The 20,597-nt window shown below is 33.7% G+C and carries 19 protein-coding genes; 5 read left to right on the top strand and 14 right to left on the bottom strand.

Features of this window, described 5'->3' with window-relative positions; genetic code table 11:
- Positions 1-7: 7 nt before the first annotated feature.
- From IHV10_RS12515 to IHV10_RS12485, 7 genes are all read right to left on the bottom strand, one after another.
- Positions 8-1,384 carry an MATE family efflux transporter gene (locus IHV10_RS12515; RefSeq protein WP_231618261.1) on the bottom strand — a complete coding sequence of 459 codons (1,377 nt, stop codon included), beginning with the start codon at positions 1,382-1,384 and terminating at the stop codon, positions 8-10.
- A gap of 186 nt (positions 1,385-1,570) precedes the next feature.
- Positions 1,571-3,478 (bottom strand): asparagine synthase (glutamine-hydrolyzing), encoded by a 1,908-nt coding sequence (asnB, locus tag IHV10_RS12510; RefSeq protein WP_197129813.1) that lies wholly within the window; start codon positions 3,476-3,478, stop codon positions 1,571-1,573.
- A gap of 234 nt (positions 3,479-3,712) precedes the next feature.
- Positions 3,713-5,752: a copper-translocating P-type ATPase gene (locus tag IHV10_RS12505; protein ID WP_231607362.1), complete on the bottom strand. Its 2,040-nt coding sequence runs from the start codon at positions 5,750-5,752 to the stop codon at positions 3,713-3,715.
- A gap of 189 nt (positions 5,753-5,941) precedes the next feature.
- Entirely contained in the window at positions 5,942-6,619 is a 678-nt protein-coding gene (locus tag IHV10_RS12500; protein WP_197129812.1) for a response regulator transcription factor, read from the bottom strand.
- A gap of 2 nt (positions 6,620-6,621) precedes the next feature.
- A complete protein-coding gene (locus IHV10_RS12495; RefSeq protein WP_197129811.1) occupies positions 6,622-7,986 on the bottom strand; it encodes a HAMP domain-containing sensor histidine kinase in 1,365 nt (454 codons plus the stop codon).
- An 11-nt stretch (positions 7,987-7,997) separates the two neighbouring features.
- Positions 7,998-8,726 carry a sulfite exporter TauE/SafE family protein gene (locus tag IHV10_RS12490; protein WP_197129808.1) on the bottom strand — a complete coding sequence of 243 codons (729 nt, stop codon included), beginning with the start codon at positions 8,724-8,726 and terminating at the stop codon, positions 7,998-8,000.
- 256 nt (positions 8,727-8,982) lie between these two features.
- Positions 8,983-9,549 carry a YdhK family protein gene (locus IHV10_RS12485; RefSeq protein ID WP_197129805.1) on the bottom strand — a complete coding sequence of 189 codons (567 nt, stop codon included), beginning with the start codon at positions 9,547-9,549 and terminating at the stop codon, positions 8,983-8,985.
- Between the two features lie 529 nt (positions 9,550-10,078).
- Between IHV10_RS12485 and lgt the strand changes: the two genes are divergently transcribed.
- Complete coding sequence (gene lgt, locus IHV10_RS12480) at positions 10,079-10,879, top strand: prolipoprotein diacylglyceryl transferase (RefSeq protein ID WP_312035283.1); 801 nt, start codon at positions 10,079-10,081, stop codon at positions 10,877-10,879.
- 40 nt (positions 10,880-10,919) lie between these two features.
- Here the strand turns inward: lgt and IHV10_RS12475 are convergent, their stop codons facing one another.
- The 5 genes from IHV10_RS12475 to IHV10_RS12455 all read right to left on the bottom strand — a co-directional run bounded on the left by IHV10_RS12475 (position 10,920) and on the right by IHV10_RS12455 (position 14,987).
- A complete protein-coding gene (locus IHV10_RS12475; protein WP_197129799.1) occupies positions 10,920-11,669 on the bottom strand; it encodes a YwmB family TATA-box binding protein in 750 nt (249 codons plus the stop codon).
- Positions 11,670-11,818: 149 nt separating this feature from the next.
- Positions 11,819-12,538, bottom strand: coding sequence for a flagellar motor protein MotB (locus IHV10_RS12470; protein WP_231607361.1), 720 nt, complete (start codon positions 12,536-12,538; stop codon positions 11,819-11,821).
- A gap of 84 nt (positions 12,539-12,622) precedes the next feature.
- On the bottom strand, positions 12,623-13,177 hold the full coding sequence (locus IHV10_RS12465) for a TVP38/TMEM64 family protein (protein WP_197129793.1): 555 nt from the start codon (positions 13,175-13,177) through the stop codon (positions 12,623-12,625).
- A gap of 27 nt (positions 13,178-13,204) precedes the next feature.
- On the bottom strand, positions 13,205-14,467 hold the full coding sequence (locus tag IHV10_RS12460) for a murein hydrolase activator EnvC family protein (protein ID WP_197129790.1): 1,263 nt from the start codon (positions 14,465-14,467) through the stop codon (positions 13,205-13,207).
- A gap of 367 nt (positions 14,468-14,834) precedes the next feature.
- Entirely contained in the window at positions 14,835-14,987 is a 153-nt protein-coding gene (locus tag IHV10_RS12455) for a Vmc-like lipoprotein signal peptide domain-containing protein (protein WP_197129787.1), read from the bottom strand.
- A gap of 235 nt (positions 14,988-15,222) precedes the next feature.
- Here IHV10_RS12455 and IHV10_RS12450 point away from each other — a divergent pair, with 235 nt between their 5' ends.
- The gene (locus IHV10_RS12450) at positions 15,223-15,495 is read left to right on the top strand and encodes a peroxiredoxin family protein (protein WP_197129785.1); all 273 of its coding nucleotides are present in this window, start codon (positions 15,223-15,225) and stop codon (positions 15,493-15,495) included.
- A complete protein-coding gene (locus IHV10_RS12445) occupies positions 15,488-15,814 on the top strand; it encodes a TlpA disulfide reductase family protein (RefSeq protein ID WP_312035282.1) in 327 nt (108 codons plus the stop codon). Before IHV10_RS12450 ends, IHV10_RS12445 begins: the two co-directional genes overlap by 8 nt.
- Positions 15,815-15,909: 95 nt before the next feature.
- Here IHV10_RS12445 and IHV10_RS12440 read toward each other — a convergent pair whose 3' ends face one another.
- Positions 15,910-16,497: a DUF1405 domain-containing protein gene (locus IHV10_RS12440; RefSeq protein WP_197129779.1), complete on the bottom strand. Its 588-nt coding sequence runs from the start codon at positions 16,495-16,497 to the stop codon at positions 15,910-15,912.
- A 668-nt stretch (positions 16,498-17,165) separates the two neighbouring features.
- Here IHV10_RS12440 and IHV10_RS12435 point away from each other — a divergent pair.
- Positions 17,166-17,834, top strand: a complete 669-nt coding sequence (locus IHV10_RS12435) for an NlpC/P60 family protein (protein ID WP_197129776.1) — start codon at positions 17,166-17,168, stop codon at positions 17,832-17,834.
- Positions 17,835-18,484: 650 nt separating this feature from the next.
- Positions 18,485-19,447 carry a stage II sporulation protein P gene (spoIIP, locus tag IHV10_RS12430; protein WP_197130029.1) on the top strand — a complete coding sequence of 321 codons (963 nt, stop codon included), beginning with the start codon at positions 18,485-18,487 and terminating at the stop codon, positions 19,445-19,447.
- A gap of 542 nt (positions 19,448-19,989) precedes the next feature.
- Here spoIIP and IHV10_RS12425 read toward each other — a convergent pair.
- Positions 19,990-20,214, bottom strand: a complete 225-nt coding sequence (locus tag IHV10_RS12425) for a spore germination protein (RefSeq protein ID WP_197129774.1) — start codon at positions 20,212-20,214, stop codon at positions 19,990-19,992.
- Positions 20,215-20,597: the final 383 nt, after the last annotated feature.

Here is a 20,597-nt window from a genome sequence, read left to right as displayed (position 1 = left end):
TTATCTCTTATTTTGGTATATTTTTTTCAGTAGATATTTTAAAATAAGTTATCCATCTAACATATAAGTATATAGCTCTTATAAGTAAATCTAGAGCAATTGAAATCCATATCCCTGCTATTCCATAGCCGAGTACGATTCCAAAAAGGTAAACACCTAGGACTCGTATCACCCACATACCGACTGCTGTGCTATACATGGGACTTTTTGTATCGCCAGCTCCCTGAAGAGCCCCTGCCAAGATCAATCCTACAGCAAGTGCGGGTTGGGCAAATGCATCGATTCTTAGAGCAGTTACCACCATTTCAATGGCATTTTTATCTGTCGTGAACCAGGATGCAAAATATGGAGAAAAAACAAATAAGATGATCCCTATTATTGACATGAAGAAGATTCCGACCCCGGTTGTTAAAATGCCATATTGGTAGGCATCTTTTAATTTTCCCGCTCCTATACTTTGGCCTACTAGAGTAGTAGCGGCGATAGCTAATCCATATCCAGGCATGTAAGAAAAGGTTTCGATGTTTCCTGCAATGGTATGAGCTGCGAATGTTTCTGTTCCTATATGCACAATCAATCCGAAGTATAGAACTTGGCCAACTCTCATTATTAACCTTTCGATCGCAGCAGGTATGGATAATTTTATGACGGATAGCATGACGCCCCTTATCATGTTCAGTGTACCTTTACGCAGGGAAAAAGAAACGATTGATTTCTTAATATAATGATAGAGCATCCATGTTCCCATTATTCTTACTAATACTGTAGCCCAAGCGGCCCCAGCAACTCCTAATCCTTCCCAATCGCCTACTCCAAAAATCAGAACATAATCAAGACCAAGATGGATTATATTTATCCACCAGCTTACCTTCAATGGTGTTTTCGTATCACCAGAAGCTCGCAGGATGCTTCCGAAGATGAACATGAGAGAAATGAATATGGAGGGTATAGCGACGATTCGGAAATAGACAACTCCATCCACTAAAACTTTTTCATCAGCACCCATTAATAAAAGGAAAGGTTCCGCCAAAAATATACTTACGGCTCCAAAGAATAGACCTATAAACGCTGTTAAGAGAGTCGATTGTTTAGCGATTGATTTCGCCTGATCAATATCTCCGGCTCCTAAACTCCGTGCGATCAGTGATGAAGTCCCGACGCCAACCGCCATAAAGACGGCTATATAAACGGCTATTACCGTATTAGCTACACCTACTGCAGTTACCTCCTCTAGTCCTATCTTTGCTACGAAGAGAGTATCTACGAATCCTACAATCGTTTGTAAGATGTTCTCTAACATGGCTGGAATTGCTAAAGAGAGAATAATAGAGATTTTTCCCCATTTTGTCTGTTCCTTTAATGAACCATCCGATTTCAGTGACATTTATTCACTTCCTTGGTTTTTATGTTTTCAGCAATGCATTAAACCTCCTTTTTCACATGATTGTTCTAAAATTTCCACATATACTAGTTTTCACCTTCTTTCTTTTATCTAAATTTTATTTTATGTTCATTCAAGAAATATAAAAACCAAGTACTCGAGCATGAGAACTTGGCACTTGGAAATCCTTTACACTTTTAATAACTTAGCATCATTATCGTTCAAAATTTTATCTTTCGAGAAATTATATTTCTTCTCAATATAAATTTTATGCCAAATCATAAACGTTAAAATCGTCCACAACTTTCTGCTATAATCTTTCTTTCCTTTTTGATGGTCATCTAAAAGATTCAGCAAATACACTTTATTAAACAAACAATCCGTTTCACTTTCGACAATCAAAGAATATGCCCAATCAGACAGTTCATTTTGAAGCCAATGGCGTATGGGGACCGGAAATCCTAACTTCTTTCTAGTTAGAACAGAGTCTGGTACGATTCCTTCCATTGCTTTTCTTAGTATATATTTTGTCGTTTGATTTGTTATGGTCTTAGACGAAGAAAGCTGTGAAGCAACTTTAAAGACTTCCTTGTCCAAAAATGGGACACGCAACTCTAATGAGTTCGCCATCGTCATCTTATCGGCTTTCACTAGAATATCTCCCCGCAGCCATGTGTGCATATCGATATACTGCATCTTATGAACATCGTCTAGGTGTTGAATGTTACGATATAGCTCTTTTGTAACGTTTTTATAATCCCATTTCGTTTGATAGTTCTTAAGGAGCTCCTTTTTTTCAGCTTCTAAAAATATCTTTGCATTTCCGATATAGCGGTCCTCGATGCTGGTTGTACCTCTCTCAAGAAAGCTTTTTCCACGTGTACCATCAGGTAGCATTTTTGAAAATGAGTTTAGTCCCTCTTTTACTCCTGTTGGAAGTTTTTTGAAATGTCTTAATGAATATGGTTCACGATAGATATTGTATCCACCGAACAGTTCGTCTGCCCCTTCACCGGAAAGGACTACGGTAACGTGCTTTTTGGCTTCTCTTGCGACAAAAAACAGTGGGACTAATGCAGGATCCGCGACGGGCTCGTCCAAATGCCAAATGATTTTAGGCAGTTGTTCAATAAACTCTTCTGGTTTTACAATATAATGAATATTCTCTACCCCAAGATCTGAAGCCGTTTCTTTGGCTAAATCTATTTCACTGTAACCTTCTCGTTCAAATCCTACAGTAAAAGTTTTAATTTTAGGATTAAACTCTTTAGCTAACGCTACAATACTTGAAGAATCTATACCTCCAGACAAGAATGAACCAACAGGAACATCACTTCTCATGTGCACCTTTACAGATTCTCTCATTACATCCCTAATCGTATTGATTTCCTCATCAAAAGGTTTGAAAATAGGAGTAAAGCGAGGTTTAAAGTAATTCTTAATATTCATCTTTTGACCGATTTTTTTTACAAAGTAATGACCTGGCTCTAACTTTTTTATTGAACTGGAAAAAGTGTATGGTTCTGGAACGAATTGATATGTGAGATAATAATGTAGAGCTTCCTCATTAAAGCTCCCTCCATTCGTTGCAAGCAGGATGCTTTTTTTCTCAGATGCACATAATAATTCATCCTCAGATTCATAATAAAAAAATGGCTTAATACCAAAATGATCTCTAGCACCAAACAATTCTTTTTTTTCTTTATCCCATATTAAAAAACTAAACATACCTCGCAACTCATTAAGAGCCTTTTCACGCTTGATACTATATAAAGCCAGGATAACCTCCGTATCAGAATCAGTCTTAAAAGATAGCCCTCTCTTTTCTAAGCCCTCTCTTAATTCAAGATAGTTATAAATCTCACCATTAAAGGTTATCCAATACCGATCATCTTCATATCCTAATGGCTGTTTCCCGCTATCTAAATCAATAATACTCAATCTACGGAATCCTAGACGAATATGTTCATCAAAATAATATCCAACATCATCTGGTCCCCGATGAGAGATAATATTAGTCATGTTCATAAAATCATTAACTTCTGTATTCGTTCCTTGTATCTCGTTATTACTCAAATAACCGATAAAACCACACATTACTAAATCCCCCATTAAATATAATGAAAGTTACCCATTTACTAAATTTGATGTTATTTATTATTTCAAAATATCAATTCTCGAATAATGGAAACTTAATCAATAAATATTAATAACTTAAGTAAATTTGTTATAACAAAAAAATATGCATAAATTATGAAGTAGTACCACATTCTAGTTCAAATCAAAAAAGAACTACCTTTTGATATGATAGTTCCTTCAATAAAATATAGATTAAATTTTTAACAATTGTGCATTGATGGCTACGATAATTGTACTTAATGACATTAATACTGCTCCCACTGCTGGATCTAATAAAATTCCATAGGGATAAAGAATTCCGGCTGCGAGAGGTAAGGCAAAAATATTATAACCAGCGGCCCACCATAAATTTTGTAACATCTTTTTATATGTAGCTCTTGAAAGATCAATTATTGAAACGACATCTTCTGGATTACTTCTTGCTAAAATAATATCAGCTGTCTCCATAGCAACATCTGTCCCAGCCCCTATCGCTATGCCTAAGTCTGCACTAGCAAGGGCTGGGGCATCATTTACACCATCACCGGTCATTGCAACTTTTTGACCGCTCGATTTAATCTTCTTAATTTGATCGGCCTTTTGATGAGGAAGTACTTCTGAAAATATCTCGTCTAATTTCAACTTTTTTCCGACCCAATTCGCAACTTGTTGATTGTCTCCAGTTAACATTATAGTTCGAATATTTTTTTCTTTAAGTTTCTCAATCGCCCTATAGGCAGTATCTTTAACTTGATCAGCTAGCGCAATCATTCCGTATAATTCGTCATTAATCAAAATAAAAGAAACTGTTTTGCCCTCGTTCGATAGTTTTTTATAAGTTGTTGAGTCAAAAGCTATGCTCTCTTCGATTACATACCTCGGACTCATAACTTTCACGGCCTTGCTTTTTATTATTCCTTGTAAGCCTTTTCCTGTTATTGATTTAAATTCTTCTACTTCCAACAGTTTGATATTCCTTTTATTCGCCTCTTCTACAATACCCTTCGCAATAGGATGTTCTGATTGAGATTCTATTGATGCTGCTAGTTGCAATAAATCATTTTCATCTTTATTAGCCTCAGTTATTATATCTGTAACTCCAAATTCCCCTTTTGTTAAAGTTCCTGTTTTATCAAACACAATAGAATCTAAGTTTCGAGCGTCTTCAAAACTTGTACGGTTTCTAATTAGAAGACCATTTTTAGCAGATAAGGTTGTAGACCTTGCAATTACTAATGGAACCGCTAACCCTAAAGCATGCGGACATGAAATAACTAAAACAGTAACCATACGTTCAAGTGCTATGTAGAAATCATAACCTAAGAGCAACCATATTATTAAAGTCGTTAAGCTTGCACACAGAGCTATATAAAACAACCATTTTGCTGCCCGATCAGATAATGCTTGAGTTTTCGATTTTGTTGCTTGGGCATCTTGAACCAGTTTAATGACTTGGGATAAATAGGTTTCTTCACCAATATTCTTTATTAATATCGTTAAAGACCCTTCACCATTAATGGAACCAGCAATTATGTTGTGATCCTTCTCTTTTTCCACAGGTACTGATTCGCCGGTTAACATGGATTCATTAACATTTGAAACGCCTTTAATGACTACACCATCGGCAGGCACCTTTTCTCCAGGTTTAATAAGGATTTTGTCATGTTTCTTTAATTCTGAAACAGATACATCCATTACATCACCGTTTTCTTGTATTAGATGGGCTTCTTGAGGCATTAACTTAATTAGTGCTTCCAGTGAGTTGGATGCCTTCATAATTGATTTCATTTCTATCCAGTGACCTAGAAGCATAATATCCACTAATGTCGCTAATTCCCAAAAAAAGTTTTCCCCTTCATATCCAAAAACGGTAAGAGTGCTGTAGATATAGGCTGATATGATAGCAAGCCCAATCAATGTCATCATACCTGGATTCTTTTGTTTTATTTCATCAATCAATCCTGATATAAATGGCCATCCACCATAAAAAAATACTACTGTTGACAATGTAAACAGGACTAACATCGAACTTGGAAAAGTTATGTTAAAACCAAAAAACATCTGAATCATCGGTGAAAGAATTAAAATGGGTATAGTTAATAATAATGAAATATAGAACCTTTTCTTAAAATCATCAATCATATGGTCATGGTGTCCGTTATGATCCTCTTGATTAGTATGATTTCCTAACGAATGATTATGTTGTTGCTTATTTTCTTCAGTATGATGTTCATTCATGTGATGGTGATTCATTTTTTACATCCCTTCATTTATAAATTTAAACCCAATGCAATAAACACATTGGGCTTAAAACTATAATTTAGCTTTTACAATTACTATTTTTCCGATTTTTATATTAATTATTATCTTTATTGTCATTTTTGTTCTACACATCATGAATCATATCATCCATCACATTCACTACATTTTCAGATTGTTGTTCTAATTATTTTCCCATTTGTATCCTAAACCCCATACTGTTTTAAAATAGTTGTCAATTGGAAATCCTGCTTTTCTGAACTTTTCTCTAATATTTCTAACATGAGAGTCTATAGTTCTACCTTCAGTTTCAGATTCCATACCCCATATAATCTCTATCAACTGCTCCCTATTAAAGACACGCCGAGGAAATTTGATTAATAAGTAAATCATTTCGAACTCCTTTGGAGTAAGAATTATCGATTGATTATTATAAGAAATATAGTGCCTTTTCTTTTCAATAATCAATCCTTCAATTCCATAATCCTCTTCATTTTCTTGCTGCGACCTTCTTAAGACTGCTTCAATCCTAGCTAATAATACCTCTTCATCAAATGGTTTCGTAATATAATCATCCGCTCCAAGTCTTAACCCCTTTACAATGTCCATCTTTTCGTTCCTTGCAGTCAACATGATAATAGGTACTTGCAGCCATTCTCGAATCAGCTTAATTGTTTCCCAGCCATCTATATCTGGCATCATAACATCTAATAGAACTAAATGAATTTTCTCTTTTTTTATAATTTCAATCGCTTGATTTCCTGAATAAGATTTTACTATTTCAAAATTATATGGTTTTAAATATAATGAGATCAAATCTACCATTCTTTGTTCATCGTCTACTATTAATATTTTTTTCATTTTTAACTCCTTTTTAAAAATACTGAGATGGTTGTTCCTTTCCCGATTTGACTCGTGGCAGTAATCTTTCCATCATGCTGTTCTATAATCTCTTTCACAATAGCTAATCCTAAACCGGAACCTCCTTTTTCTCTAGACCGGGACTTTTCGACTCTGTATAAACGATCCCAAATCAATGGCAATTCATTTTCCGGAATCCCTTCACCCTCATCTTTAATCTGAATTTCGATAAACTCCTTGTGTCCTGTGACACTGATATTGACCGTCGTATTTTCTGATGAGTATTTCATTGCATTATCCAAGAGGTTGATTAGAACCTGATATATCCTTTTCTCATCAATCTCTAAAATATAATCCCCGTCCGAGAAATAAACCAATTCGATCTTTTTTGAAGAAAAAACTGGTTTTATATTATTAAGAACTTTTTGAACCAGTTGGGAGACCGACACTTTTTCCTTATGAATCACAAACCTAGTTTGGTCCATCTTTGCAAGTTCGAACAAATCCTCAATAAGTTTGGTCAGATTATTTGATTCTTCATTTATGATGGTTAAATATTTTGCCTTCTCTTCTACTTGGATATTTGGACGCTGCAGGATTTTAGTATAACCAGTGATGTAGGTAAGGGGTGTACGTAGTTCATGTGATATATTAGCTAAGAATTCAATTCGATCTCTTTGTAATCGATTCAAGTCCTCCGATAAAGTAGTAATCTGCAGGGCAAGTTCACCGAGTTCATCTTTTCTGTTTATATCTAAGGTGACTTTGTGATAACCATCACTTAATTTTTTTGTTGCTTCTTTCATTTTAAGTAAGGGTTTAGTAATCGTTTTAGATAAAAAGCTTACTGCAATAATCAGTATTATTAGTGAAATGATACTGATTTTAACAAACTCATCTATAAGATGGTTATTCATCTGTTGAATAAATTTTGTATCTAAAAACATATATACGAATGCCACGTGCTTGCCATCAATTACAATAGGTGAAACCGATGCAAAATAAGCTTTCTTCTTCCAGTCATTCTGTACTAAAAACCCATGATGGCTTGGTGTGATATTTTTATTCAGTATCTCTTTCATCTTAGTGTCGATATCACTTGACCTAACTAAAATGTTATCATCCGAATCCATTACTACAACTTTTGTTTTCGCTTTGGACTCCATTAGACCAACATGATGGAGTGTAACATCATCAAACTTTCTTTCTAAAACATCTCTATGATTATTTCCACGCGCGACAAGATCTCGTGTTTCCTCTTGAATACGACTTGTCAAAATGCCTTGATATAAGATTAAAAAAAGTAAAAACTCTATGATTAACATGATAACCAATAGAATTAACCCAAGTTTTATTGAAATCTTCATAGTCCCTCCTATTAGAGCCAGTAGACAAAGATATCTAGAATACCTAGAACAGTAAACAAACATCCAAAAGTCACCTGGATTACATTGCCTATTTTCTTGCTTTTCTTCAAAAGTACTCCATATAAATTAAAGTATAAGATTAAAAAGATTAATAGCAGAAATGGAAAGACTGTTCCTAAAGCGAAAATCCCCGGCAGTATGATTCCATAGGAAGTAGAAAGTACTAATGGCATTAAAAGTCCAAAAAAGAGTAGAAACATTGTTGGACAAAAACCGAGTGTCAGTACAACTCCTAATAAAAATGAATTAATAATGCCTCTTTTTGAAAAAAAGGAGTGGAAATTGAATATAATACTCAAGTTCAATTTTATGATACCAATCAGGTAAAATCCGATGATTATGAGTAACGGGCCAATCAATTTTCTGACAATAGGGAATATTGTAGTTAAGCTATTTTCTAAAGTACGACCAAATATCCATATCAGTAGTCCTAACATAATATAAACAAAAATTTTTCCGAATATGTAAGCGGAGATCTCTGGCCAAATTTTTGAATCCCTTAGAGACTTATTGCCATAATACATCATGGTACTTATATTTCCAGTTAATTGACAAGGAGCTACTGCCCCCAAAATCCCTAAAAAGAAAGCACTCAAAAGTGGTATGCCTTGGTTATTATAAAAGAGAGTAGTTAAGGGTTCATTTAAAAAACTACTTAACAAATTAAAAATATCATACATAATTCTCCCCCTCTCCCTATTAACATTACCTTAAAATTATCAAGAATTTATGCATTAAATTCAGAGCTCAATATCATCCATCTACCTAATCATACTCCCTATTTATTAATAGAAGATAAGCAATACTAAAGTTAGGCATAATTTTCTAAGTTAAGAGCTTTCGTTTAATGTGAAAAGAAGCTTCCATTGTTCACCTCTAAATAGAGGTAAAAAAAGAGTACCTACTATCGTAGATACTCCTCCCACTATTAAAATCTTACTCAGGTGATAACTCGCTTTCAGTTAACCATTGATGGTTTGTTACTTTGTCCCCACCGGTCGTAGGGGTAAAATCGACCATATAAATTGTGGTTTTCACTACAGAGTCTATAGTAGCTTCAGCATCTTTCATGCCCTCCATGTGGTCTGCATTAAGCACGACTTTTGCACCTGGTTTTAAAGGTTTCTCATTTGCATCCTGAAGCTCTTCTTGAATAACCCATTTATGATCTGTTACTTTTTCCCCACCTGTAGTTGGCGTGTATGTTACTTTATAAACATATGTATCATAAGCACCTACAATTGTTGCCTCTGCCCCTTTCATCCCTTCCATATGATTTGCATTTATAATCGCTTTACTTCCTACTTCATATTTAGGATTTTTTGCTTCTTTTAAACCTTTTGGTACTTCTCCCGATCCGGAATGGTCCATATTCCCATGGTCCTTTCCTTCTTCCATTTTCTCATCATTTTGATTTGTATCTTGGTCATTATTACCACACGCAGCGAGAGTAAGTGTGAAAACCAGTAGTAAACTTCCAAGAAAGTAATTTTTAAATTTCATTAAAAACTCTCCTTCCTTTTTTATTTAAACACTATATTACCCTTTAAATTGCAACAGTATGCATGACGATTTTTTCATTCAAACTTCATTCACACTTTTAAGTATAAGGTATCTATTTTGATAAGAAGTGTACTAATAAAATAAGAACTTTTTGTGTATTCTCTTTGCAACAAACATTAAATATTAAGTTTTTAATAGATTGTGAGATTAGAGTATCCTTTGAGGAGTATTTAAAGAAATAATCAAAGAAACAAAGCGAAGAGATAATTTAGTCTCGCATGCTGGTTTTGGTTATCTTTTAATAACTATGATCTAAACCAAGTTCATTTCAGGACTTTCCGCTAAATAATGCAGCTGAAGATGATTCCGATATATGGACTTATCTTTTATATATAAAGATAATTATTGATTAAATGAGTATAAGTCAATTAAGTCATAATTACGGTTCATCTTCAAAAAAACTCCTTATTTTTCTCTTATAATCTAATCAAAGTGGTTTTAATAGAAAATTAGAGGAGTGTTTAACTTGATTGAATCTTCAATGCAACCCATAGATCGGGTGGCTCTTGATTTTGGAGTAATTCAGATTTATTGGTATGGGTTAATCATAGCTTCAGGAGCATTTTTAGGATTTCTCCTTGCAAATAGAGAAAGCAAGAAACGTGGCCTCCCAAAAGACACGTTTGTTGATTTGGTCATGATAGCCGTACCAGTCTCAATACTTACAGCCCGATTATACTACGTTATTTTTGAATGGCAGAAGTATAAAGATAGTATTGCCGATGTATTTGCTATCTGGAATGGGGGAATCGCAATCCATGGAGCACTCATAGGTGCCTTTTTAACAGCATACATTTTTACAAAAAGAAGAGAACTATCCTTTTGGACTATTGCAGACATCGCAGCTCCAAGTATCATCTTAGGACAAGCGATTGGACGATGGGGGAACTTTATTAACCAAGAAGCCCATGGAGGACCGGTATCAAGGTCGTTCCTGGAAAATCTATGGCTTCCGGATTTTATCATTAATCAGATGTATATTGACGGTGTTTATTACCAGCCCACTTTTCTTTATGAGTCGGTATGGAACATGATTGGTTTTTTTGTCTTAATAACCCTTAAAAAGTTCAATCTTAAGAATGGCGAAGTGTTTCTAAGCTATATAATCTGGTATTCCATAGGAAGGTTTGCCATTGAAGGGATGAGGACTGACAGCCTTATGTTAACTTCCTCATTAAAGATGGCACAGATCATATCGATCGTTTTGATCGTTCTTTCCTTCTTCTTAATTGTTTATAGAAGAACGAAGAAAAATTCTCCAGTATCTTAAAAATTAGCAGGCCTCAAATATATGGCCTGCTTTTTTATATTCACGAATCCCCAGTAATAATCGGATTCCCAATGGTGATAATTGTACGTTTCCTTTCTGTATGATAATAACTTGAGATTTGAAAATTAATCTTGTTCTTATTTATTTTAATGGTCCGGTTAAGTTTTGGAGAGAACCCGTTGGAACTGATGAAGTACTTGTCTATGTACTTATCGGTTATTTTTCCTTTCAGTCTCTTTGTCATCTTATTAATGAGACTGATTTGTTCATCCTGGACTAATTTTCGCTCGATGGCTCCTTGAACTGTAGTATTGATGTTAGGATTTAACTTTAACGTGATTAACTTGTTGCGTAAGTTATCGTAAAGTTTTTTCATGTTCTTTGTTCCTAAGTCCTGACTCGTAATATTAACCAATAAATAGGTTTTGTACAAATTCGGACTTGTTTGAACTTTCTGTCCCAGCCATTTTATTGACAGTGTTGTCTTTTTACTTTTTTTATGAGTTCCTATAAATTCTATGATTCCATGATCATCGTGATCTGTGTAAACTTTTAATTGGACTGAGAATATCTGGTTTAGTTTATTTACCATTCTTTGAAAATCATTCAACGTTTGCTTTTCAGAAATGGTTGTTCCATATGTGAGAAATAATTTTTCTTGTTGTATAGATTCATTGTCCATTAAATTTTTTACGACTATTGAGTCCGTTGGCTGTTTATCACTAAAACCAATCGGACTATCTATAAGTATGAGAAAGATTGTAAGTATAATAACAAATGCCTTTTTCATTAATGTATCCCTCCCTACTAAACTAGCATCCCCATTTATGCTAGTTTTATACCGTCCATACTTATTTAGAGCATTAGAATTTCCCCATAAATAAATCCGTTTCCCAAATGGAAAACGGATTGTGTGTATATTTTATTTCAAATAAACCTCTACTCTTTTTGCAAAGGTAAGATTAAAAATTCGACCCTTCTGTTCTTAGCTCTCCCTTCAGAGGTTGAGTTAGATTCCAAAGGTTTATGTTCCCCATAAGCTTTTATACTAAAACGAGCAGGATCTAGATCTTTGTTAGAGAGCACAACATCTAGAACATGAAGAGACCGCTGCATGCTTAATTCCCAATTGGAACGAAAATCGTTATTATGTATCGGTACATTATCGGTATGACCGCCGATGATTATATCTCTTGCCGGGTGGGTTATTAATAAAGGGGTTAATTGGTAGATTATTTTTTTTGCCTCCATTTTGAGTTGACCTCTCCCAGAATCAAAAAGGATATCATTAACAATAACAATATAAAGGCCATCATCACTTAACTTCGTTTGAACAATCTTCTGAAATCCGTTTTCGTTTATATAATTCTCTATTTTTATATGTAATTTTTCAAGTTCATTTTTCTCGTATTCTATTATCGATTTTTGCTCTTCGGTTAGCATACTTGTAGTCTGGTAACTTTTAGTCTCATTTAGTACCCCTTTATTACCAAAACTTGTACTTAAGGATATCATCATGGCATTAAATTTTTTTGCATCAATACTACTAGAGGCAAAAAGTACAATAAATAATGCCAATAACAAAGTTAACATGTCCGCATACGGTATGAGCCAAGACTCATCTACTTTTTCTTCATTCTCTTGTTTTCTTTGTCTCATAACCCTCCCCCTCTTTAAGTACATTTTACATATTAGATATGGATTTTTTTTGCATAAAAAAAAGCCGTGAAAACGACTTATGACTTATTTTGAATTGGTGTTTTTGAACAATAAGTATCCCAAATAGATAGCAGTTAAAACCAACAGGATCTTTCCTATCCAGGTAAATTGCGTGATTTGATAGACGGAGAATGCTTCGAGTAATAGGGCTGGGACTTTCCCAACAATGGTAGCTGCAGAAAATACTAGAAAAGAAGAGTTAGTAAATGCTGCAGCTAATGTTACAATACCTGACGGAATAAAGGGCATCAATCGTAAAGAAAAGATTAAATAAAAGGCGTCTAACCCTTTCGCTTTTCTTAATGTATTTACCCATGAATACATGGAAATTTTGGTGAGCTTAAATTTATTTAATCCCTTTTTATATAACCAAAAAGAAATCAGGGCACCAAGTATCTCGCCTAAAAACGAGATAAACGTTCCTCCCCAAAAACCAAAGAAGATGATGTTCGCTCCGGTTAAAAACACGCTAGGAACGATCCCTAAAACAGCAATAATAATATTTAATGAAAGACTGATAGCTACTGTCAGTATTGGATTACTGCTATATAAGTCGAGAATAAAACCTTGGATATCCATATATTTTCACCCGAATTAAAATTCTTACTATCTGCTAAGAAGCGGCATAGGATTAATAGCGTTTGTCTTGCCTGAGTTCCAAGGACCTTTGTGAAGCTCAAAATGTAGATGCTGACCAAATGAATTACCAGTATTTCCTTGATACCCGACCAATTGACCTCTGCTTACTGTTTGACCATCCTGTACACTTCTACTATTCATATGAGCATATACGGTTGTATATAACTGCCCATTTATATAATGCGATATAAAAACAACATTACCGTAACTGCTTGAATAATACGACCGAAGAACTGTACCAGATTCAGCAGCTACAATAGGTACTGTACCGGCTTTTGCAATATCAATGCCTGCGTGCTCTTTCCCCCATCTTGGACCCATCGTAGATGTTAGAGTCCCTTCTGTAGGAAAAAGAAACATGCCTGTCTTGCCCTCTCTTTCATCTGATGTTTCTGCTTGAACTGGTGATGATGATGCACTTTGAACTCTTTTGCTTTTCTCCATTTCTTTTTTCTTACGTTCTAATTCTGCTTTTCTAGCGCGTTCCATTTCAGCTTTAATTGCTGATTCTTGGTTTGCTAAAAGTTTATTCTTTTCATCAAGCTCTATTAGATAATTATTAATTTTCCCCTCCTCAATTTTCAATTCCGCTAGGATTCTATTTTTTTCATCTCGCTGGGCACTTAATTGCTCTTCTAACGTTTTCATTTCAGTTAGCGTTACTTCGAGTTGTGAAAGTTTTGAATCAACTTTTTGTTTTTCCAACTTAAGGTTCCTTTGATCAAGTTTATGTTCTTCAATAATTTCACGATCTTGTTCTGCAATTAAATTTAAAGCTATTATCCGATCTAGAAAATCACCGAAATCCTTAGAACCTAACAGTACATCAAGATATTGGATGACTCCACCATCCTCATACATTGCACTTACTCTATTTTTTAAAAGCTTGTCTCTAGTCTCGATACGTTTTTCAATGATAGCTATTGATTTTTTCAGACTATCAATAGAAAGAATAATATCTTCTTTTTCAGTGCTTTTTTCCTTAATATTTTGTTCTAGTTCATATATTTTGTTGTCTATCTCTTGAATTCCATCTTGGACCTTATTTTGTTCATTTTTGACTGAATTCAGCTCTGATTTTTTTTTCTTTTCTTTTTCACCATTCTGTTCTCTCTTCTTTTTTATTTCTTCCAGTGATTCTCCATGTACAGTACTTACATTACTTGAAATACTGACAAAAGTTATATTTACAGCTAGAACTGCAGCTAACGAAACAAATTTCCTTTTCAAATTATATTCTCCTTACCCTCAGATGCAATATTTCGATTTACTTTGACAAGAAATACTATAAAAAAGAAAATTGCAGGAAATATGCATTTTAAGCTTTGTTTACATTTCAGTTCTATTACAAAATCTATAATCAAATAAGATTTCTTCTATAAATTAATGAAACAAGTATATTTATAGGATTATTATCCAAGAGGCTTTGTTTATCCATTTCATAAGAAAAAGCCCAGGGAGCACCTGAACTTTTTATTATAAACCATTATTATTTTCCAAAAATCGTAAGAGATCTCCATAAATGATTTTATCAGATAGATTAGTTCTTGTTTTGCAGTATCTGAATAATTTCAAGCGCTTAATGAACTCACAACAGTTATTCCTTGTCCATATTTCCGTGGTCCATCCCATCCATATTTTCTTTATCCATCTTCTCTTCATTTTCTTTATCATTAGAACATGCAGATATAATTCCGACACTGCTCATTAATAGAACAACAATTGATAAAGACTTAAGCCATTTTTTCATACATTCGCCTCCCTAATAACGAGTTAGACCTTTTTAAATATGATTGAAAAAGGTTAGTGGTTATTTCGATAATTAACCCTTTCTAAAAAAACTTACAACAAATATATGAAGAATTTATGCATAGTCAACTACTTGAACAAGAATTTCTTTAACAAACTTTTCTCCCAAAAATCTCCATATATGTTTTTATAATTAAAAGAAGTTGCAATATCATAAGTAACGGAGGAATGTAAAAATGAAGAAAACTATTTTTGTCACTATTCTCCTTGCTGGAATGATCGCTTGGACATTGTTTAACAATGGTATTCTTAACGCCAAGGAGGAAGTTCAAAACAATAATAATACAAGTGAAGTAAAAAAAAGAATGGAACGTAACAAAGGTGAAGAAGAGCTTAAAACCCGAATTTCAAAAGGAAATATCGCTCCTGAATTTGAATTGATGTCTTTAAATGGCTCGAAAACAAAATTGTCAGATTTCCGCGGGAAGAAGGTTCTCCTAAATTTTTAGGCGACTCGGTGTCCCCTGTCGAGAGGAAATCCCTGAAATGGAACGATTTCACAAAGACAGTAAAAATAAGGAAATTGTTATCATTGGAATTAATCTTATAACAAGTGAAAGTAGTGTATCTAATGTACAAAACTATATTAATAATGAAGGGATAACATTTAACATACTGTTAGACCAAGAAGGACAAGTAGGAAGTATCTATCGACCTATCAGTATACCAACCACTTACTTTATTGACTCTAATGGTGTGATTACGAATACGTTTATAGGACCCCTGTCATACAAAATGATGCAAGATTTTATGAATGACATGGATTAAAGCCTTCATAAACCGTAGATTTTAAAACGTTCATAGAATCCTTAAAATGTACAGAAATACTAGGTGCAAAGAATAGTGGATTTTAAATTAAATTCTTAAATAGATCGTTTGCCTTTTCTATATATGCATATATAATAGGTGAGCAAAATAGATCCAATGCTTAGCCAAAAAGTAAAATAACCTATTTGAGGCGTATATTGATTAAGTAAACTGTATCTTGGCATCATAAAAAACACATAATCGATTACATCGTTGTGCAACGTCCAAATTGCTACAATTGTTAAATGAAGTGGTTTAATCTTATAGAATGGGGCATACAACAATCCTTGTATTGCCATACCCAGATGAGAAAGGATTAACATCATACCAACAATATTAAGAGATTCATTAACAATAAACACAAGTATGTTCATAAAAACAGCCCAAATTCCGTACTTAAACAAAGTAACGATTGCTAGTCCTTCAAAGATTGGCAGATTTTTATTTACTAGAAATGCAAATAATACGATAACAAAGAATAAACTAGCAGTGGGACTGTCAGGTACAAAAAGTAAAAACTTGGATGGTGTTTCAGTTAACTGGACCCCGTACCAAATATAACCATAAATTGTACCTAAAATATTAATTGTTAGCAATAAACTAAGAAACGTTTTACTTTTTAAAATATAAAACACTTGATTCAAAATAGTCCCTCACTTCATATAGAGTCATGTTGATGTACCGGTAAACCTCTTAGTCTATAATAAGCTACAAATGTGAAGAAGCTATGCACTCTAAAATCATCTGAAATAAAACACTTTTTTGTAAGAGTGATTTTGATGCTCATACTCGCTATCAGCGTAAGCTATTACTTTGATTAGATTTTTTCCATATCAAACAAAGTTAAAGAGGGCTGTAACTCCTCGGTTTCAGCCCTCTTTAACTTTGTTTATATAATTTATATGTTGATTAACATTTCAGTTTTCCAATAAAACTCACTAAAAACTTCCCCAAAAGCTTCAGGAGTTTTATCAATACACCCCCATTAATATTGATTTCGCATTGTTTGTCAAATCTAAATTATTAATCCCATTACCTTCCTTTTTTCTTTTAATACCTATCCACTCTATTTAAAATTTAGAGGTTTAAATATTTCTCTTACCCTGGATGATCCTCCCCGCCCACAAAAACAGATGTTTTATTCAATAAGTAATTATTCACCAGTAGCTCGTAAACTAAAATTGGAAATAATGTCGAATATCCTCAAATTCTGCACAAATTTGTAATTATTAATTAACCTAACCATAATACCTTTGATATAAAAGATTGCTAGAATAATGAGAGCAAAAGAGACAACAGGAGGAATTAAGAAGTGAAAAGATTAGTTATAGGAGCAACAATTGCAGGATTCTTAACATTAAACCCATCAATCGGTAAAGCAGCTTTAGGTGATCAGACACTTAAACCAGGAATGACACATTCTGAGGTCAAGGATTTGCAAACTCATCTAAAGAGTAAAGGTTATTTTACATATTCAGGACAAACTACCAATTATTTTGGTTCATATACTAAAAGTGCAGTCATCAGTTTTCAAAAAGCTAAGGGACTGAAAGCGGATGGTATTGTGGGGTCCGATACATTTAAAGCATTAGGTATTAAATCGCCGGTATATGCCCCAACTTATAGTAAAGCAAAGTTGGTTAATACAGCTAAGAAATATATGGGAGTTCCTTATGTATGGGGAGGTACCTCCTCAAAGGGTTTTGACTGTAGCGGATATCTGAATTATGTATATCAGGAAGCTACCGGAATTAACCTTCCACGCACCGTATCGGAAATTTTCTTAAAAGGGACAAAAGTGAACACGCCACAGGTAGGGGATATGGTATTTTTTGAAACTTATAAACCAGGCGCATCTCATGCGGGAATTTATATTGGAAATAATGAATTCATCCATAGTTCTTCATCAAAGGGTGTGAGTATAAGTTCCATGAAAAACTCATATTGGTCAACAAGGTATCTTGGAGCCAAAAAATATTAACAAATTCAAAATTAATTAAAAATGGCGCAGACTCAAAGTGTAAAAACTTTTGAGTCTGCCTCTTTTTTCTATATTATTCATAACAAATTGTCTCTAAATGTTCTTGACCTCAAACTGCCACAGATAGCTACGGTCATCGTATTAAATGACAGAAGCACCCACCTATCGTTTGAACTAATATTTCTACCAATCAATCATATTAATTATCTTTCTTACTCCACTGTAATATATTTACATGCAATAAATATATTCTAGACTCTAAATCCTCTATTATTATAAGAATACTTTTCGGTTTCTAGTATATAATCTACTAACTAGACGCTGAGGTGAATGTTATGAAAAAATTACATCGATGGTTAGTTTTTATCTTTTTTTCTTCTATTATTAGTTTTTTTTTATTCCCATGGGTATTTACAATAGGAGTATTCATAGCTGGAATTACATTGTTCTGCTTTCACATTGTTCAATGTTCACTAGAGGAAAGTGAAAACTCTTATGAAAAAAAATAGATATCTACAAGCCACTGTTTTGTTGGTAAGCCTAACTTTTCTATTTGTAATTATGTTTTCAACGGTAAAAAGTAAATGGTTTGATTCTACGCTTCTTACTAATGGCTTAGAGACTTTAGTAGTGAAGCACTCGTATATGCGATAGGTTCACAAAACGGTTACTTTACAAAAGCTTTACCAGCAGAAAGTGAACCTCCTAAGTTATCCTCTATCTTCGTTCAACTCGCTACCAATATTCGGCCTGGGGATATACGTAGTTTATTTGGAAATGAGTTACCTGGCTTAGCAATATATGATTCAGAAATCTATTTAGCGAGTAAAGGAACCAATTTTTCAACATTACCTATTGAATCAACACCTCCTATCGAAGAAATCATGAAAATGACTGAGCCGACAGATGAAAATAAACAAATTTTAAAAGAGAATGAAGAAAAACATAAAGCGCCAAACACTAATGGCAAACCCGTGGTTCATATTTATCACTCGCATAGTTATGAAGCGTTTAAGTCTTTGTCAAAAGATGGAACATATAATAGTTCCAACCCTGAAACTAACATCATAGCAATTGGTGACCTTTTAAAAAGAGATCTTGAAGAACGAGGAATTGGTGTATCCCATGATACGTCTAACATTGGTGAAAAACTTAAATCTAAGAACTGGGGTACTGGAAAAGCATATATTGCAGCGAGAGAAAATGTTATTGACGCAATTTCTAATAATAAAAGCATTCAATACTTGATTGATATGCATAGAGATTCACAACCTAAAAAAGTAACAACAATCGAAATTAACGGTAAGCAATATGGCCGGTTGTTCTTAGTGGTTGGAAAGGAACATCCAGGTTACGAAAAAAACCTTGTTCTAGCTGAATCAATGCACAATAAGATTAACGAAAAATACCCTGATCTTTGTCGTGGAGTAATTATTAAAGATAAAAATGAAGGAAACGGTGTATACAATCAAGACCTTTCAAACAAATCATTGTTGATTGAAATGGGTGGAATTGATAACAATCTTCAGGAACTCATTAATACTTCGGAGGCATTTGCTGAGGTATTCAGTGAAATGTATTGGGAGAATGAAAAAGTAAATACTGTTAATTAAATTTATGAGGCATTTTACGAATTACTCCTGTTTTAGATAAAGGCCAACAAGATTGTAGAGGAGGTGTATATTGGGGCTTTAAACATTCACTCAAAAAAATTACTGTTTCTAAAAGGTCACATTCCCCCTAGCTTTCTCTAACATATCTATGTCCAGATAAGCTAGCTCAATTATTGATCTCCACTAGATTTATATTTTAATAGTGACAAAAAGCCAGCAAAATTGTTAAATGAGAGAGGGAACTTATCTCCTCTTTAATAATGGAACTGAACCATTACTGCAGGAGGGATACTAATCTCCCTCCCATAATTCATCCACCTTTACCTATTCTTGATTCTTTTCATTTACATAAACAGATGCGAACAACATATTTTTCAAGCCAAAAATATGAGGTATACTAAGTGGAATTGTTATGTAATAGGGGACCGTGAATAGAAGGTAGAAAAACAGGCAGCTAGTATCCCTTAGAAAATGATTTTTGGTATACAGCTTACTGCTAAAACGGCCCTATTTAAAACCGATAATAAAATGAATTTTGTTTTTTAGAGATTGGTTGAATTATTACTATCATTTTTATCATTATCAACTGTAACCGTGTAACTTGGTCCATTGAAGATCATTTTATTATTTCCAACATTCAAACTTCCAGAGCCTCCGTGGAATTTAGAACTATGGTTTGGTGAAATTGAGAATGCATCTCCAAACGAAGCTACTGAATTAGGTGCTATACGATTAATACTAATTCCTTTTGTAATGAGTGAAGACATATTTTTTCCCCTTTCTTACTGATGAATAACAGTATTGTTTAAAAACATGAACATCCATCTAAGTACCTAAAATAATATTTATTATTTTTACTAATGAGCCTATCAAAATTTTTTAAGCTTTATTCATTTTTTCTCTTAAAAAATTCTTTCGGCTTATTGATTTTCTATATAATCTCTCTTGATTGATTTCAAAAAAATAAAGGGAGTTTTGATATCTTCTCAACCCTTTTACATTGTAACCCATAATTAAAATTAAACATAAAGTAAAACTAAAACAAAAAGTAAAGAACTACACGCGCCAAAACAGACAGAAACCACTGCGTCAACCTTCAGTAATGAAATAAAAACAACTGTCATCGATGACCAATTAAACGATTAATTGA

The sequence above is a fragment of the Fictibacillus sp. 5RED26 genome (genome assembly GCF_015903895.1).
In the GTDB taxonomy this organism is placed as follows: Bacteria; Bacillota; Bacilli; order Bacillales; family Fictibacillaceae; genus Fictibacillus; species Fictibacillus phosphorivorans.
This window is presented reverse-complemented; position numbering and strand designations above follow the sequence as displayed.

Coding starts and splice junctions, on each gene's coding strand:
- IHV10_RS12470 (WP_231607361.1), bottom strand. CDS start 12,538: ATGAGACAAAGAAAACAAGAGAATGAAGAAAAAGTAGATGAGTCTTGG.
- IHV10_RS12505 (WP_231607362.1), bottom strand. CDS start 5,752: ATGAATCACCATCACATGAATGAACATCATACTGAAGAAAATAAGCAA.
- IHV10_RS12495 (WP_197129811.1), bottom strand. CDS start 7,986: ATGAAGATTTCAATAAAACTTGGGTTAATTCTATTGGTTATCATGTTA.
- IHV10_RS12500 (WP_197129812.1), bottom strand. CDS start 6,619: ATGAAAAAAATATTAATAGTAGACGATGAACAAAGAATGGTAGATTTG.
- IHV10_RS12485 (WP_197129805.1), bottom strand. CDS start 9,549: ATGAAATTTAAAAATTACTTTCTTGGAAGTTTACTACTGGTTTTCACA.
- IHV10_RS12455 (WP_197129787.1), bottom strand. CDS start 14,987: ATGAAAAAATGGCTTAAGTCTTTATCAATTGTTGTTCTATTAATGAGC.
- IHV10_RS12450 (WP_197129785.1), top strand. CDS start 15,223: ATGAAGAAAACTATTTTTGTCACTATTCTCCTTGCTGGAATGATCGCT.
- IHV10_RS12475 (WP_197129799.1), bottom strand. CDS start 11,669: ATGAAAAAGGCATTTGTTATTATACTTACAATCTTTCTCATACTTATA.
- IHV10_RS12490 (WP_197129808.1), bottom strand. CDS start 8,726: ATGTATGATATTTTTAATTTGTTAAGTAGTTTTTTAAATGAACCCTTA.
- IHV10_RS12465 (WP_197129793.1), bottom strand. CDS start 13,177: ATGGATATCCAAGGTTTTATTCTCGACTTATATAGCAGTAATCCAATA.
- IHV10_RS12515 (WP_231618261.1), bottom strand. CDS start 1,384: ATGTCACTGAAATCGGATGGTTCATTAAAGGAACAGACAAAATGGGGA.
- asnB (WP_197129813.1), bottom strand. CDS start 3,478: ATGTGTGGTTTTATCGGTTATTTGAGTAATAACGAGATACAAGGAACG.
- IHV10_RS12425 (WP_197129774.1), bottom strand. CDS start 20,214: ATGTCTTCACTCATTACAAAAGGAATTAGTATTAATCGTATAGCACCT.